Annotated in this window: 16 protein-coding genes; 7 read left to right on the plus strand and 9 right to left on the minus strand. The window is 69.1% G+C overall.

Going from position 1 to position 15,087, the window contains the following annotated elements; genetic code table 11:
- Positions 1–2 precede the first annotated feature (2 nt).
- The 9 genes from K4G64_RS12965 to K4G64_RS13005 form a co-directional block, all read right to left on the minus strand.
- Positions 3–866, minus strand: coding sequence for a bifunctional DNA primase/polymerase (locus K4G64_RS12965; RefSeq protein WP_221756177.1), 864 nt, complete (start codon positions 864–866; stop codon positions 3–5).
- A gap of 88 nt (positions 867–954) precedes the next feature.
- A complete protein-coding gene (locus K4G64_RS12970; protein ID WP_221756178.1) occupies positions 955–1,263 on the minus strand; it encodes a hypothetical protein in 309 nt (102 codons plus the stop codon).
- 234 nt (positions 1,264–1,497) lie between these two features.
- Complete coding sequence (locus K4G64_RS12975; RefSeq protein WP_221756179.1) at positions 1,498–3,612, minus strand: hypothetical protein; 2,115 nt, start codon at positions 3,610–3,612, stop codon at positions 1,498–1,500.
- Position 3,613: 1 nt separating this feature from the next.
- Positions 3,614–5,224 carry a hypothetical protein gene (locus tag K4G64_RS12980; RefSeq protein ID WP_221756180.1) on the minus strand — a complete coding sequence of 537 codons (1,611 nt, stop codon included), beginning with the start codon at positions 5,222–5,224 and terminating at the stop codon, positions 3,614–3,616.
- A gap of 76 nt (positions 5,225–5,300) precedes the next feature.
- On the minus strand, positions 5,301–5,639 hold the full coding sequence (locus K4G64_RS12985; protein ID WP_221756181.1) for an RRQRL motif-containing zinc-binding protein: 339 nt from the start codon (positions 5,637–5,639) through the stop codon (positions 5,301–5,303).
- Positions 5,639–6,649 (minus strand): DUF2637 domain-containing protein, encoded by a 1,011-nt coding sequence (locus tag K4G64_RS12990; RefSeq protein ID WP_221756182.1) that lies wholly within the window; start codon positions 6,647–6,649, stop codon positions 5,639–5,641. Before K4G64_RS12990 ends, K4G64_RS12985 begins: the two co-directional genes overlap by 1 nt.
- Positions 6,646–7,176 carry a hypothetical protein gene (locus K4G64_RS12995; protein ID WP_221756183.1) on the minus strand — a complete coding sequence of 177 codons (531 nt, stop codon included), beginning with the start codon at positions 7,174–7,176 and terminating at the stop codon, positions 6,646–6,648. The genes K4G64_RS12990 and K4G64_RS12995 overlap by 4 nt, the downstream gene beginning before the upstream one ends.
- Entirely contained in the window at positions 7,173–7,502 is a 330-nt protein-coding gene (locus K4G64_RS13000; protein ID WP_221756184.1) for a hypothetical protein, read from the minus strand. Before K4G64_RS13000 ends, K4G64_RS12995 begins: the two co-directional genes overlap by 4 nt.
- On the minus strand, positions 7,499–7,765 hold the full coding sequence (locus K4G64_RS13005; RefSeq protein WP_221756185.1) for a DUF6284 family protein: 267 nt from the start codon (positions 7,763–7,765) through the stop codon (positions 7,499–7,501). The genes K4G64_RS13000 and K4G64_RS13005 overlap by 4 nt, the downstream gene beginning before the upstream one ends.
- A 456-nt stretch (positions 7,766–8,221) precedes the next feature.
- Between K4G64_RS13005 and K4G64_RS13010 the strand changes: the two genes are divergently transcribed.
- From K4G64_RS13010 to K4G64_RS13040, 7 genes are all read left to right on the plus strand, one after another.
- Entirely contained in the window at positions 8,222–8,989 is a 768-nt protein-coding gene (locus tag K4G64_RS13010; RefSeq protein WP_221756186.1) for a GntR family transcriptional regulator, read from the plus strand.
- Positions 8,986–9,555 (plus strand): GNAT family N-acetyltransferase, encoded by a 570-nt coding sequence (locus K4G64_RS13015; protein WP_221756187.1) that lies wholly within the window; start codon positions 8,986–8,988, stop codon positions 9,553–9,555. Before K4G64_RS13010 ends, K4G64_RS13015 begins: the two co-directional genes overlap by 4 nt.
- Before the next feature lie 149 nt (positions 9,556–9,704).
- Positions 9,705–10,973, plus strand: coding sequence for a hypothetical protein (locus tag K4G64_RS13020; RefSeq protein WP_221756188.1), 1,269 nt, complete (start codon positions 9,705–9,707; stop codon positions 10,971–10,973).
- Between the two features lie 206 nt (positions 10,974–11,179).
- Complete coding sequence (locus tag K4G64_RS13025; protein ID WP_260460393.1) at positions 11,180–11,533, plus strand: VOC family protein; 354 nt, start codon at positions 11,180–11,182, stop codon at positions 11,531–11,533.
- 91 nt (positions 11,534–11,624) lie between these two features.
- Complete coding sequence (locus tag K4G64_RS13030) at positions 11,625–12,581, plus strand: transposase family protein (RefSeq protein WP_221756189.1); 957 nt, start codon at positions 11,625–11,627, stop codon at positions 12,579–12,581.
- Positions 12,582–13,018: 437 nt separating this feature from the next.
- Positions 13,019–13,492 (plus strand): hypothetical protein, encoded by a 474-nt coding sequence (locus K4G64_RS13035; protein ID WP_221756190.1) that lies wholly within the window; start codon positions 13,019–13,021, stop codon positions 13,490–13,492.
- A gap of 491 nt (positions 13,493–13,983) precedes the next feature.
- Positions 13,984–15,087 (plus strand): ricin-type beta-trefoil lectin domain protein (locus K4G64_RS13040; protein WP_221756191.1); only part of this gene is annotated, 1,104 nt, incomplete at its 3' end.

Consider the following 15,087-nt stretch of genomic DNA (forward strand, 5'->3'; position numbering starts at 1 on the left):
GCTCAAAGCCCCAACCGAGTGCGTGCGTTGGTCCACGCGTCCGTGCAGTGCCGTGGCGTCTCGCCCTTGGCCTGAGCGGCGGTGAACAGGCGGGCGATGTGATCCTCGGTGAGGCAGCCGCACCGGCCGTGTGTGGAGAGCACGGCCAGGAACGTCCGGTACACGGCCGTGTGCACGCCGCTGGACGTCTCGGTGATGCGCTGCTCCGCCATGGCGATCCCGCGTTCGAGGTAGGCGGGGGTGCGGTGGCGGCATTCCCTGTCCCCGACCGGCGCGGGAACCCTGACGGGTACGGGGGCCGCGGGCTTGGCTGCGGTGAGCGCGCGCACGACATCGGGCAGCGCGGCCATGGTGCCGGTGCCGGGCCCGAGCCAGCGGGCGTAGGACATCGTGGACTTGATGTCCACGCCGGGCCGCACGCCGTTGGCCGACGGCATCGTGCCGCGGTAGAGCCAGTGCTCGCCGCGGGTCGTGGGGACCGTCCGGGTGGTGGGCAGGGTCTCGCGGGCCCACGCGATGGCGTCGGCGTTGTCGCAGTCGACGACCGTCAGGCCGGCGCCGCCGGGGTGGTAGGCGACCGCCGCGGCGCCCTGCCATGCGCTCGCCCATGCAGGCGAGATGATGACGCTGGTGTCGGTGGTGGCGGCGGCCCAGCCGTGGCAGGGGGCGGGGCAGACGCAGGGGCCGGGAGTCTTCATGTGTGGGCGCCCGCCGCACGAGGTGTACAGGCACGCGGGGCAGTTGGCGAAGGGCACCTTGCCCTTGCGCAGCGGCAGCACGGGCAGCCCTTCGGCCGCGAGTTGAAGGGCGGTGCTCAGGTGGTTGCTCACGCCGTGCACTCGCCGGATGCCAGTGGGTTGGGTCATTCTGGATGTCTCCAGTTCCTTGATGGTGACTGGCTGACAAGGGCGGCCCCGCTTCTTTGGCGAGAGTGGGGGGCCGCCCTTGGCGTAGCTAGGTCTTGTTCCGGGCGAGGCGCAGGGTGATGCCGCCGATACCGATCGGCCCGGCGACTCCGGCGATGACGGTGGCGGTGTGGGCCGCGGCGTCGAGCAGGAGGCACAGCGCGGCGACCAGGCCCCAGCCGCCCGCGACGACGGCCCCGGCGATGGCGAAGGGGATCAGTAAGCGCCGCCACGGGATGCCGGTCGGCGGGGTGTCGTGGACGACGATGACGACCGGCTGCCCGGTCGCCTCGGCGCGGCGGTAGGCGTCTGCCGGTATATGCGGGGCGATGTTCCCCGGCGGGGTGCGGTGGTCCATGGTGAGGCTCCCTCGGGTGAGCCGCGGGCCCGCACCAACTGGTGGTGCGGGCCCGCTCGGATGGGTGGGTGTGCTTGTCGCGTTGCTTGTCGTCTTCCTTGTCGCGTGCTTGTCGTGTGGCTTGTCGCTTGTCTTGTCTTGTCGCTTGTCGCCTTGCAGGTCAGAGGGGCTTTCCCAATGTAGGGAGGCGTGAGGCGGGGGGTACTCGGCGTTAGGTCGACAAGCGACAAGTGATCAGCTCTCGGGGGGCTGTTCTGGGGCGTGCTGGCGGTGGACGTAGCGGGCTTTCGTGCCCTCTCCGACGCGGACGGCGGTGCCGTCCTTAACCCAGTCGCGCAGCCAGCCGACGACCGTCTGACGGGACGTGCCGTGCTCGTCGGCGAGCGCGCGGGCAATCGCGGAAGCTCCGGTGCCCTCCCGTCCGGCCGCGAGCAGCAGCGCCAGGGCGGCCTGCTGCGCCGGGTTGTCCTGCTCGCCCCGCAGAGCGGAGAGGTTCAACCCGCCAGCGGACGGCGTCCCGTCACTCCCCGCGGGGGACTGCGGCTCTGTGGCGGTGCCGAACTGAGCGTCGATCTGCTCCCGGAACTTGCGCAGCATCTCGTCTTCCGGCGAGAGCGGCGCCTGCTCCTGGCCGCTCAGGGCAGACAGCTTCAGCCCCGCTCCCGCCGGGTCGGCGGTGCTGCCGGCGCCGCCGTCGACCTGGTCGCGCATCCACGCGATGCGCTCCGAATCCCAGCGGCGGGTGTAGGCGGGCCCGGCGGCCCTGGCGGACACGGCGTCGAGGGTGGGGTGCCTCTCGGAGGTGGCGGCGATGATCTCCCGGATCTGGTTGGGCAGGATTCGCCAGGCCTTGAACAGCGCGGCCGCGGACTCCGGGGTGCCCATGAACCCGGCGCCCTTGTGCGGGGCCTGGTCGACGCGCAGTCCGCGGGAGCCGGGGAACATCTTCGACAGGTCCATGCCCTCTGTCTCACCGCCGGTCAGGGCGACCCTGACCTTGGCTTCCCGCCGGATCATGAGGTTGCTGAGCACGCTGCCGGTCGCTCCGAGGGCGGTCAGGACGGTGCGGATGCCCATGGCTCGGGCGATCCGGATCACTTCCAGGATCTTCTCTCCGAGCTTGCGCACTTGGCGGTCCGGGCTGGCCAGGATCTCCGCGCCCTCGTCGATGACCAGCATGATCTGCGGGATCTTCGCGCTGATGGGCAGCAGATCGGTGTTGGCCTTGGCCAGCACGTCCTGGTAGCCCATCTTGCGCTGCTTGGCCACGCGCACGGCCACATCCAGCATGGTCATGGCCTCGTCGTAGGTCCCGGCGAGCCAGTCGATGCCGGGCCGGACCGGTGTTCCGTCTGGGGCGCTGATCTCGCCGTTGAGGGCCGGGAGCACCCACGGCAGTCCCGCGGATCCGGCGTTGAGGTCGATGACCCAGGTCAGGATGTCGTCGGCGCGGGCGAACCCGGCGAGGATCGAGTGGACCATGTTGGTCTTGCCCGATCCGGTCGGGCCGACGATGAGGGCGCACTGCTCGCGCAGGTAGGCAAGGATCTGCTCGGCGTTGGTCCGATACCCCCACGGGATGCCGGTGTGGACCGAGAGAGGCCCGTAGTCACTGGGGTAGGTGCGTTCCTGCTCGAGCACGTTGACGGTGGTGACGTCGATGATGACCCGGCCCTGATCGATGCCGGGGGAGGCGGTGGCGGTGCAGCCGTGCGGCAGACGCGCATCCGCGGATAGCCGGGCGGACTCGGCGGCAATCTTGTTCCAGGTTGCGCCACCGGCGGGGAGTTCGGCGTCGATGGAGTAACCGGCGCCGGTGGCCCACTGCTCGACTCCGACCACGCGCACGGTGATCGAGCAGACCCGCTGAATGCGGTCGACCCACTCCGCGGCGATCGCCCGGCGATCCGCGGACAGGTCGGCGGCGATCTGCCGCTGTTCCGCGGCGAGGGCCTCTTCCTCCCGGGCCTCCTCGAACAGGGCGGAGGAGCGGGCGGCGGCGCCGATGCCGACGCCGATCGTGGCCAGGGAGCCTAGGGCGGCCCAGGTCAGGGGGCCGTGGGTCATGGCCCAGGTGGTCCATCCGGCGCCGACGAGCCAGGAGGCGGCGCGGGTGGCCAGCGTGCGGCCGGCGTTGCGCACCCGCAGCCCGACGATCGTGTGTCCGAGGGCGCCGGCCGCGCCAACGGCCAGGGCCCATCCGGGCGGCATGGCGGTGGCGGCGCCGGTGGTGGCGACGGCGAAGGCTCCGGTGGTGGCGGACAGGGCGCCGGTCACGGGTCCGTGACCGGCCGCCCAGTCCAGCACCGGGCCACTGCTCTGCTGTTTGGCGGTGGCGGTGCTGCTCATGTCAGACGTTCCAGCCCTTCTCAGCCTCGGTGCCGTTGCGGGGGTCCTCGTGCCGGGCGATGTCCTGCTCGTGCACCTCACGGAACAGCGGGCCCATGTCCTCGGCGACCGCGACCGCGGCCATCAGGGCGCCGAAGATGTCGTTGAAGCCGTCCGCGACCGCCTTCTCCAGCGGGAACTCCGAGTCGGACCGCTCGGCGAGGATCTTCATCACGTTCGCCACCGACGTCAGGGCGGCGGGGAGGCCCTCGACCATGGCGAGGATCTCCATGGCGTTGTCGGGGTCGTAGGAGTTGGCGGCCTGCTCCATCTCGGCAGCGGCCTCTTCGAACCGAAAACCGGACACGTGCTCTCCCTCAATCGACGGGTCGTTCGTGCTGGTGGGAACGGTGGATGCGGGACGCTCGACGCCGTCGGCGATGCCGTCCGTGCCGTCTTCGGCGGCCTCCGCATCGGCGGCGGCTTCCTGCTCGGCCTGCTCCTGGCGGATCGACTCATCCCGCGCGGCGCGCTGCTCGGCAGCGACACCGGCCAGCCGCCGGTACAGGCGGCGTCCGGGGTGGATCAGCCACGGCAGGTTGAGCTTCCGGCCGATCGGGCTGGTGACCAGCCCGAGCAGGCCGACCGGCAGGGCGAGCAGGGCGGCGAGCAGGCGCCGGCCGTGGAAGCGGGCCGCGGACCGGCGCAACGCCTGCCGGGCCGCCCGGCGGGCCGGGGCCTTACGGACCGCTGCCCGCTTGGACGCGACCGTGCCGGCCGCCTTGGCGTCCCGCTGCCGACGGCTCTTGGTGACCGCCCTGTCCCGCGCGGCGCGGGCCTTACGGGCGGCGCCGCCGAGCATCCGGCCCGCCAGACCACCCTTGCGCCCGGCGCGGGAGGTGCTCCCGGCGCCGCCACCGGCAGCGCGGGCCTTGGCGTTGCGTCGGGCGTCCGCGACCGCGCGGCGGGCGGCGGTGGTCTGCGCCCGCTGTCCGGCACGGGACCCGGCTGCAGCCTGCTGCGCCGACCGCAGGGCCTTGACCTGCCCCGCCCGGCCGGCAGCCTTCCTGAGCGCCCCGGCCGCGCGGTTGGATGTGCGCTGACCGGTCTTGCTGCGGGTCTTCCCGGCCGGGGTGGTGCTGCCGTGCCGGGCACTCGTGCCGGAGCCGCGGCGGTGCTGGCCGGGCACGCTGCCCGACCGTCCACCGGAGCGGCCGCCACGAGCAGCAGACGAACGGCCCCCGCCGCGACTGCCGCCTGTTGCCGTCCCCGTTCCGCCGCGTCGCAGACCCGCGCTGCGAGCAGCCGACCGGCCGGCGCTGCGGGCGGCGGCCCGACGGGCTTCCTTGCGGGGGTCGCTCTTGCGGCTGCGGGTGGCGGCGACGGTGCCGAGAACCACGGCGCCGGTGGCGGCCACCATGGCGGCGATGGGGCCGCCGGCCAGGGCGGCGGTGGCGACCATGCCCACGGTGCTGTTCGCTCCGGTCAGGGCGAGGGGGACGACCGGCCAGCCGCCGGGGGTGTGCTCCACCTCGGAATCGGCCGGGGCCTTCTCGATCGGCGCAGATACGGGCGGGGGTGGTGCGGGTGCGGGAGCCTCGACGGCTACCGGCTCAGTACTGAGTTCCGTCATGCTGTGAGCACTCCTTACGGGGAGTAGGGCCCGGCCAGGGCTGTAGGAGGTTGCTGGCCGGGCCTGCCAACAGGGTTTATGCGGCGCGCTGTTCATCGGGGAAGGCGCACGAGGTGCACATGCCGAGTGAAGGCGGGATCACGTATCCGGCATCCCGCCGGCACTCAGGGCAGATACGGCGGGCGGCGTTGGCCTTGGCCAGGGCCGCCCACTTCGCGGGCGTCATCGGCCGCACCGGCTTCGCCGTGTCGATGCGGTAGAGGTAAGCGACCAGCGGGTCACGGCGGCGCCGCGGACGCTTCAATTGCGCGGCCACCTCCTGACCACCGGGCCGCAGCCCGAGGGCGCGCAGCTGGCGACGCGTGGCCAACCCGTCCGGCGCCAGGCGCCACCGGTAGACGGGGATGCTGGCCATCACTGACCCGCGATGGCGAGTTCAGCGCGGCCACCGTCGGCGGGGTCGCGGTGCTCGGCGTAGCGCTGGGAGACCCAGCCGACCGACCAGCCGCACAGCTCCGCAGCCTGCCGCACCGACAGGCCCGACTCGAACGCAGCCGCCACGATCCGGCGCGCCTCGACCTCCGGCAGCTTGTCCTCAGCCGGGCCGCGCTCCAGCAGCGCGGCGCGTTCACGGGCCACACGCTCCTCGCGTTCACGGCGTTCACGCTCCGCCTGCTCGGCACGCTCGCGCTGCTCAGCCTCGGCCCGCTGCCGGGCCTGCTGTTCAAGCCTCAACCGCTCTTGTTCACGCTGTTCACGCTCGCGTTCACGGCGTTCACGAGCCTCCCGCTCGACCGCCTCCGCCCGCTCCCGGGCCTCCCGCTCCTCGCGCCGCCGCCGCTCCTCCCGCTCCGCCTGCTCGCGGGCCAAAGCGGCTTCGTGTTCACGCTGTTCACGCGCCAACTGCGCGGCGTGCTCGCGCTCCTCACGGGCCTCAGCGCGGGCCTGCTCGGCACGCTCACGGGCCACCTGCTCCTGCCGCTCCCGCTCGGCTCGCTGCTGAGCTTCCAGGGCCGCCACGGCGGCGGCGATCGCCCGCCGGTAGGCCAGGCTGGTTTCCGCCGTGACGATCAGCAGCAGCGGCGCCACGGAGTGGACGGCCACGCCGACCAGGTCTTTCTTCAGTGCGGAGTCGGCCGTGTTGAGGGCGAGGGTCATGAGACCGGTCATCCAGCGCAGGGTGATGGGCCAGCGTCCGCCGTTGCCGCCCAGGCGGGCCAGCACGTCATCGAGCTTGACCACGATGACCACAGCGGCATCCACGACGAGCGGCAGGATTGGCGCCGTCCAGTCCCACTCATCGGCCGTGTGCGCGGCCATCAACGGCGTGACCGTGAGGATGGAGTACAGCATCGCTCCGCACACGATCAGCCACGTACCGCCCGACAGGGCGCGCTCCGCTGAACGCGTCTGAACACTGTTCACGCTGCCCCCTCGATCGGCTTGCGGTCGGGCATGTGCGCGCGGCGGAACCCGTTGGAGGCGGCGTTGTAGATGAACGCCTCACACCGCCACATGGACGCGGACGCCGGGCGTTCACCACAAGGCACCCACCGGTCCGGAGCGGCGCCGTGGGTGGCGGTGTCGGCGTAGGCATCCTCGCGGGAGGCGTACACGGTGTGCGGCTCGCCGTAGTGCAACAGCACCGTCAGCGACCGTCCCTCCAGCGAGTCGCCCTCCAACTGCTCCCGCAGCTGGCGGATCTCGATGTCCTTCAACAGCAGCTCCTGCTGCGCGGCGGACAGCTCCGCCACCGCGCCGGCCAGGATCTCGTCCACCTCGGCCGTGGCAGCCTCCGCCCGCTCCCCGCGATCGGTGACAGCGAAGAGCTCCCGCACGTGGCGGCCCCAGGCTGCATCCGCCTGCGCCTGCGTCTCCCGAGCGCGGGTGCGTGCCTGCCCGGTCTCCCGCTCCAGCCGACGAAGACGGCCGGCGGTCACGATGCGGATCACGCCGCACCCCCAATGAGCTCCGGGGCCCATGCGTCGCTGTAGCCGGTCAACTCCACCGCGGCTCCCGCGAAGTCGGCGGACGCCTTCAGCACGCGCGTCCGGCCGTCGCCCTGCTCGCGGTAGACCACCGTGTCCGGGGAGATGCCCAGCGCCTCCCGCCAGACCTCGAAGTCCGGCAGGCCGCGGTGGAAGCTCAGCTCCAGCCGGTCCGGGAAGATGGGGGACACATGCACGTCCGGCGCGGGAAGGTGGCTGAAGTCCACGGCCAGTAGGCGCAGCGCCCGCAGCGGCACGGCCAGGCCGTCCAGCGTCAGGTCCTCGCTCACGCCCCCACCTCCGTTACCGTGCGGGTCTGGTTCGTGAGCTCGCGACGCGTGGCCAGCACCTTGCGGCGGGCCCGGCGCAGCCGCCGCGCGTCCAGCTCGGTCACCGGCCGGTCCATGAGGCTGATCCGAACGTCCAGCTCCTCGACTTCCGCGCGGATCAGCGGCATCTCGGCGTCGATGGCGTCCAGCTCCGCGTCCGTCGGCTCGCGGTCCTGCTCGGTCGCGTCGATGTCGGACAGCGGGTGAAGGGGGAGAATCTTCATGGGTCGTGTTCCTCTCGAAGGGTGAACGGCCCGAACAGCGGCTCCCGGGTGGCACCCCGGGAGCCGCGCGCCGTTGGAGTCGGTTCCGGCTCCCCTCGGCACTGCTCGTGCGAGACGAGCAGCGGAGGCAACCGGCGCGGCGATGGCCGCAAAGGTTGATGCGCGAGTCCAGTCGCGCGGTCCGTCTTTTCGACTCGGGGAGACGGGGCCCACTTATGCAGTTCTCAAGTAGCGACCGCTACCGGTGAGCGCAGTAACCCCAGGCAGGGGCTCCCGTCTTCACGGGGCTCACCGGGCGCTTTCAGTGCAGGCAAGACCAACTCAAGGGAATTGCTCCGCTTGCTCAACTTGTTGGTACAAGCTGATGCAGTGATGCTGCACCCACGGACAGTGAGTCGTCAAGGGATTGGGGCCCACATGTACCAACAAGTTGGTCGAGTGCGCGATGATGGCCACATGAGCAAGCAGCCGAAGTACCGACAGGTGGCCGACGCGCTACGCCGCGAGATCGTGAACGGCGCATTCGACCATGACCGCCGGTTGCCTTCCGAGAGCGAGCTGTCGGCCCGCTTCGATGCCTCTCGAAACACCGTTCGGTCGGGACTTGCCCTGCTGGTCAGCGAGGGTCTGATCACGTCTAGCCAGGGCTTGGGCTACGAGGTCCGATCGCACGAGGTTTTCCAGCTCAACGCTTCGCGCTTCGAGAACCTGACGTTCCCCCAGAACGGGGACGCCTACAACACCGACGTGACGAACGCCGGCCGTCGGCCGCATCAGACGTTCCGAGTCGAGATGCTGCCTGCTCCTGCAGAGATCGCAGAGCGGCTGAAGGTGGACGCAGGGAGCAAGACCGTTCTGCGGTTCTGTCACCGGTACGTCGACGATGTCCCGTGGTCCACGCAGGCGACCTACTACCCGGCCTGGCTGATCGAAGAGCGCCCGCGCCTGGCTGAGCCCGGGGACATCGAAGAGGGCACCACTAGGTATCTCGCCGCTAGCGGCATCGAGCAGATCGGCTACTTCGACGAAATCGCAACGCGGATGCCTACGCCGGAGGAGGCGCGGCTGCTGGAGGTCGGCGCCGGCGTGCCCGTGCTGCTGTGGACGAGGACGGGCTACTCGGCAGACCGCCCCATCCGGTGCACCATCACTACCTTCCGGGGGGACCTGAACAGGATGAACTACGAGATCGGCGACATCGCCGCCCGAAGCGAGAGCCCGTGATCATCACCCCGGCAGAACCGCAGGACGTGTCCAAGCTGCTGGCCTTCCGCGAGGAGGCAGCAGCTTGGCTGCGCGGCCTTGGTTCCGACCAGTGGAGCCGTCCGTACCCGGCTGACAAGCTGCTCGCCACGATCGAAGCGGGCACGGTGTTCATGCTCCGCGACGGGCATACGACCGCCGGCACCATCACGCTTACGCCGGAAGCGGAAGAGGGTCTCTGGACTGACGAAGAACTAGGCGAGCCGTCGATGTTCATCAATAAGCTCACGGTGGCCCGCGAGTACGCCGGCCAGGACCTCGGCGGACGCCTGCTCGACTGGGCTGGTGACCGTGCTTACCGCGCCGGTGCTCGGTGGATTCGACTGGATGCATGGACGACGAACAAAAAGCTCCAGGAGTACTACGTTGAGCACGGGTTCACGTACATTCGCACGGTCCGCGATGGAACGGCAGTAAACGGTGGGCCCCGGGTCTCCGGGTGGCTCGCGCAGCGGGTGGCGCGACCAACAGACCACGGCTTCACGGATAGGACGCCTGCACCAGCCCGACTGCGACGGGCCGCCTGAGCCGCCCAAGCGGTCATGCGGACAGCAAGAGGCCCACATCACCACTGTCTGCGCGAAGCAACTGAACCCATGGTGGGACAAATATTCACATAAGGGTCAGGAAGGCGAAACGCGCACCCATGGGTCACACATTTCTCTATCCTCGGCGCATGACTGCTGCCAGGCCGTGCCCCATGCCAACCGCACACAAACGGCTGATGGATTGCCATGCGATGTGGCACGCAATGTCGGCTGCGTATATGCAGCCTGACAGCTTTCGAATGCACCTGAACTCGCTAATTCAAGGATTGCGCAATGTAACCTTCATGGTCCAAAAGCAGAAGGCCGAACTTGTTGGATATGAAGACTGGTACACGCGATTCGTCAAGGATGTCACCCCCAGACCCTTGATGCGGTGGGCCGTTAAATCCAGGAACAGGATCGTCAAGGAATCCGACCTTGAGTTGCTCAGTGAAGCAAAAATTCGTTGGGTGGCTGACTGGAGTACAAAAGAAGAGAGAAAGTTCACCTTTCCGCCCAGAATGTCATCGCACGAGATGCTTGCTGCAATATTCTCCAATCCCGGCAATCCTCGGGTAGGAGTCGTCAGCGTTTCCCGAAGGTGGGTGGACAAGGCTCTCCCGGACTACGAATTGCTCCATGCGACGAGGGAAGTATTCATCGAGTTAAGTAGATTGCTTCACGCCGGACACACTGCCGCCGGCGCCAACTCGTGTGCTCTTGACGAACGGGAACCGGCCTGTGTCACCCCGGTCATCAGCGTGCAACCGCTAGCTTGCATGGACATCAACTCAAGCCTCAGACAAGAGCACCTTGACCTTGAAGGGGGCTTCGGTATTGACGAAGTAGTCCACCGGATTGATCGCAATGACCGGCAGGTCGAACTGGCGAAGCAGCGCTACGGAACATTTGCCGTGACAGCCTCTAGCCCCATCGAAGCAGCGCCGCAACTGATGGAGGCGGCGCGCATGGTGCTGCAGAAGGATAAACACTACATGCCCATGATGTGGTCCTACAGAGGAGGAAAGATCGTAGACATGATCTCTCCCACCTTCTTTGACCAGAATGGGAAGTATTTGATGTTTCATCGGCTTGCGGATCGCGTCGAAACGTTGCGAGCAGACGGAATTGTCCTAGCCATTGAGGCATGGTGGGCGCCAGATGATAAACGCGACGCGCAAGGACTGCCTATTCCGCCTCGTGAACGGGAGGACAGGCAAGAAGTGCTTCATGTTGCAGCGGCTACTAGAGCTGGCGAGCGCCTGTCCCTACTTGCCCCCTTCAGTAGAGCTAAGTCGGGGGAAATCTCTTTCGGCGCCATCATTTCAGATCCGGCGGACGAAGACATGTCCCAACTGGGGCCCTTCATGCCCATCTTCGAAAGGTGGAAGCAGATGGATGAGAGGGGCGAGCAATGACCGTCACCCAATGCGAGTGCTGACCGACGGCCCGATGCCAACAGCAGCAAACGTCTGCGACGCGCTAACGGGCTGACCCGCGATTGATTTTGTACGCAGGTCACGACGGCAATTGACATCACGTCGAGCAGCACCCTGGTCGACGCAGAGTCGATGTACACGAGCACGGACAGCACCCAAGCCAGGCCGGACGATGCGATGGTGTGATGATGTCGGTCATGGCTATCGAATCAGTGGTCGTGCGGCAGCGCGTCGAGGACCTGGACGCGGCTGTGCCCTTCTACGAGAAACTGACCGGAAGCACCGCATCCCGTTTCGCCTTCGCCGGGGTCACCCTGGCAAGCGTCGGCCCCTTCCTGCTGTTCAGCGGTCCTGACGAGGCCGCGCAGCGAATTGCCGGCGTGACGGCCACCCTGGCGGTCGCAGACCTGGACGCAGCGGTGAAGGAAGCGGTGACAGCAGGCGCCGAGGTGATCGTTGCTACCTCCCCAACACCGAATGGCCACCGCGCCGTGCTGCGACACCCGTACGGCGGGGTCTTCGAGTACGTCGGTCCCTGAACCCGCGGCCACCGCAATTGATCGCAGGCCGTGACATGACGACGGCCGCGCGGGTTCTTGAGATGTGAAGATCAAGCAAGCCCGCACGGCCATGTCACATCCTGCCTTCTGCGGCGTCACACGCCCGCATCTCGGCGAGTTGATCGAAGAACTTGCACCCCGCTGGGAGGCGCGCTGCGAGTCTGGACGGCACGAGCGGCGGCAGAGCGCTCGCCGACGGCAGGCCGGAGCCGGGCCGAAGTACGAACTGGCCTTTATCGACCGGGTATTGGCAACCCTGGTCCACCTGCGTACCGGGCTGACCCACGAGGCACTGGCAGTGATCTACGAGGTGGGGTCCTCCACCATCGGCCGTGCAATCAGGGAGATCCGCCCGCTGCTTGCCCAGCGCGGATTCGCGGTACCCGACCGACCCGGCCTGCGGCTCCGGACCCTGGAGGACGTGTTCGCCTACGCCGCGGCCGAGAACGTCACGCTGCGGATCGACGGAACCGAGACCCAGGTCCGCCGGCCCCAGGCGCACCGCCCCGGCCGGCGGGCCTTCATCTCCGGCAAACGTAAGCAGAACACGATCAAGACCACCACGATCAGCGATCACCAGGGCCGCACCCTGTGGTCCGGCGCCGCCCGTCCTGGGCGGATGCACGACCAGACCGCCGTGCGCACCGAGGGCATCGCCGAGCAGTTCCACCAGCACCCCACCGTGGAGGCTGAGGTCGACGAGGGCTACCGGGGCCTGGGAAACGAGTTCCCAGACCAGATCAGCGCCCCACCGAGGAAACCGAAGGACATCGACAACGCGCCGCTGACCGAACGGTTCGGATGGCGCGAGATGCGCCGCCGCCAGTCTTCCCGTCGGATCTGTGTCGAACACGCCAACGCCGAGCACCGGCAGTGGCGCCCCCTACAGCGGTACACCGGCCGTCGCGAAGAGTACGAGCAGACCCACCGGGCCATCGCCGGGCTGGTCTCTGATCGCGCTGCGAAGCGGGCCACCCGTCACAAGCCGAGCACCGAACTCGTACTGGCCCGCACTACGGCCTGCTAATCACCACCAGCCGGACCACCAGGCCAGCACGGTCCGTCATCAATCGCGGGTCAGGCCGTAAGAGCCCCGGGCACCGTCCCCCACTGGGCACCTCCTCGGCAGGACACGGCTTGAGAAGCGGAAGGTCGTTGGGGGCGGCCGTCACGCCCGCCCTCGCCCATGGCTTCCCCGAAGAGGGGGCAGCGATCAACCTGACAAGGGCGAGGCTCGATCTCGCGGGCGTGTGGAGTGCGGCCATCTTGTGGCCAGAAGCCCGCCAGCCGGCCTCTAGCTGGCGGAGGGCGACCAGGTCAGAGGCCTTATCGGCCCCAGAAGGTGGCTGGTCTTGAAAACGGCTGTGGTGTCGGGTCTCTGGGGAATCGCCGCCCCCGGCAGGTGTGTCGGTCGTGTCGGTGGGGAGAGCAGGACCGACAGGCAAACAACGGAGGGGACGATTCGTGTCGGCATGGGAGCAGAAGGCTGCAGCGCAGGCCAAGCGGGCCGAGAACCGGACGGGCGACGGCCAGTTGACAGACGCGGTTGGAGAGGGCCTCGCTGCCGTGACGTACGCAGTGCTACGGGGCGCATTCTTGGCCCAGAGGCCACGTGTCTGGTTGGACACGCGAGGCTCATCAGTCAGCACGTGGGTTCGGGGCGAGGACATCGTGAGCGCCCGCGTGCGCGAGGCTGACGACGATGCGGATGGACAGTTCGTCCTAGAGGTTTTCGTTCCTGGCCTGTCCACTGCTGATAGGTGGTTGACCGTCGCCACAGGTACTAGCGAGTGGTTCGAGCTGAACGCGGCAGAGCGATTGCTAACTCTTCTGGAAGAGACGGCCCGGAGCGAAGACGACGAGCCGCCGGCAGTCTTCCTGACTATCCAGGGAGAGACAAACGACAAGCGTGACCTTGCTGTGGACCGCAACTATTGACGCAGAGGCGCTGGTGCCGGACCTGCCTGCGCAGTGACGACTGCGCTCGCAGGCCGGCCGCGGCCGCTGCTCCTCTTCGTCAATGAGACCCAGGACGGCGCCTCCGGGCCCACTCTGGGCCCTCCGAGGACGACCAACGACGACAGACAACGATCACTAACGACCACCCGACTGCTGGTCAGTTGGGGTGGCCACCCCTCTGACCAGGGCCAAAAATCGGGCCCGCCAGACCCAGGGCAAGAAGAAGTAAGTCCGCACGAACCCGTACGGGTTTCCGGCTTCTCCGGGTGACCTCCGCGAGCGGTTGCGGTCCGGCCCACGACGCCGGACCGCTCCGCTTTTCGGAGGTCCGCTTCCCGGTTACCGAAGCCCCGATCAGTTACCCCAGGTAACTCCCTTTTCCGAAAGGGCCGCCTCCGCCACCATGTGGGCACCCCAAACTGGCTGGTACGTCAGGACAGGGGATGGGTGGCGGGCGAGGAGGGGCGAGGATGGCTCAGGGCGGCGACACTGCCGGGGACGCGGGCCACGGGCCGTACGACGAGGCGCCGGACGCGCGGCTGACCGTCCTGCTGCGCGGCGACACCGCCACCGCCTACGCGGCGCTGCGGGAGCTCCACCGACGGCACCGCCCGGCGGCCCTCGGCTACGCCCGGCTGTGCACCGCTAGCGAGTCGGCGGCCCGGCGGCTGGTGGCCGAGACCTTCACGGTGGCGGCCCGCGAGACGGCACACGGTGTGGAACCCCGCGTCCCGCTCCGCCACCACCTCCTGCTGCTGACCGCCCGGCTGGCCGCCTCCTGGGCCCGCGACGACCGCTCCGCGGGCCTGGACCCCGGCCTGCTGCTGGTCCTGAACACCACCGGCACCCCGGGGGGCCCGCTGCCGCCCCTGCTGGCCGCGTTCCACGCCCTGCCCTCCCGCACCCAGGGCCTGCTCTGGTACGCCGTCGTGGACGAGGAGCCCGAGGGCCGCACGGCCGCCTTCCTCGACCTCGCCCCCCAGGACGTGGTGTACGGCACGACGCAGGCCCTCCAGGCGATGTCCCAGGCCTGTCTCAGGTCGCGCCTGGCCGCCTCCGACGACCCGCGCTGCGCGGACTTCCGCCGCCTGATCGAGGAGTCGACACGGGCGGACGCCCCCCGCCACAGTGCCGACCTGCACGCGCACATGGCGCAATGCCCGCATTGCACGGCCGCACACGAGGAGCTGACGAGCCTGCGGGACACCCCGCGCGCGGCCCTGGCGGAGGGCCTGCTGCCCTGGTCCGGTTCGGCGTACACGACCCGTCAAGACCCCGAGCCTCGCGTCGTCGCCGACGGCACGGGGCCGCGGCGCCCTCCGTCCCGCCGCTTACTGCTGGCCTCCGCGGCCTTCGGCGTGGCCCTGGTCCCCCTGGCGATCCTCATGCTGCCCTCGGGCGACTCCGCGGACCACCGCTCAGCGGGCGCCGTCGGCACGCCCACGACCGCGCCGCCGGTCACGGTCACGGCGACGGTGTCCGCGACACCGTCGCCGTCTGGGACCTCCAGGTCCCCGTCTCCCACGCGGAGCCCGAGCCCGACGACACGGCCCCCGAGCCGCAGCCCCCACCCG

It is taken from the genome of Streptomyces sp. WAC04114, assembly GCF_019733245.1.
In the GTDB taxonomy this organism is placed as follows: domain Bacteria; phylum Actinomycetota; class Actinomycetes; order Streptomycetales; family Streptomycetaceae; genus Streptomyces; species Streptomyces massasporeus_A.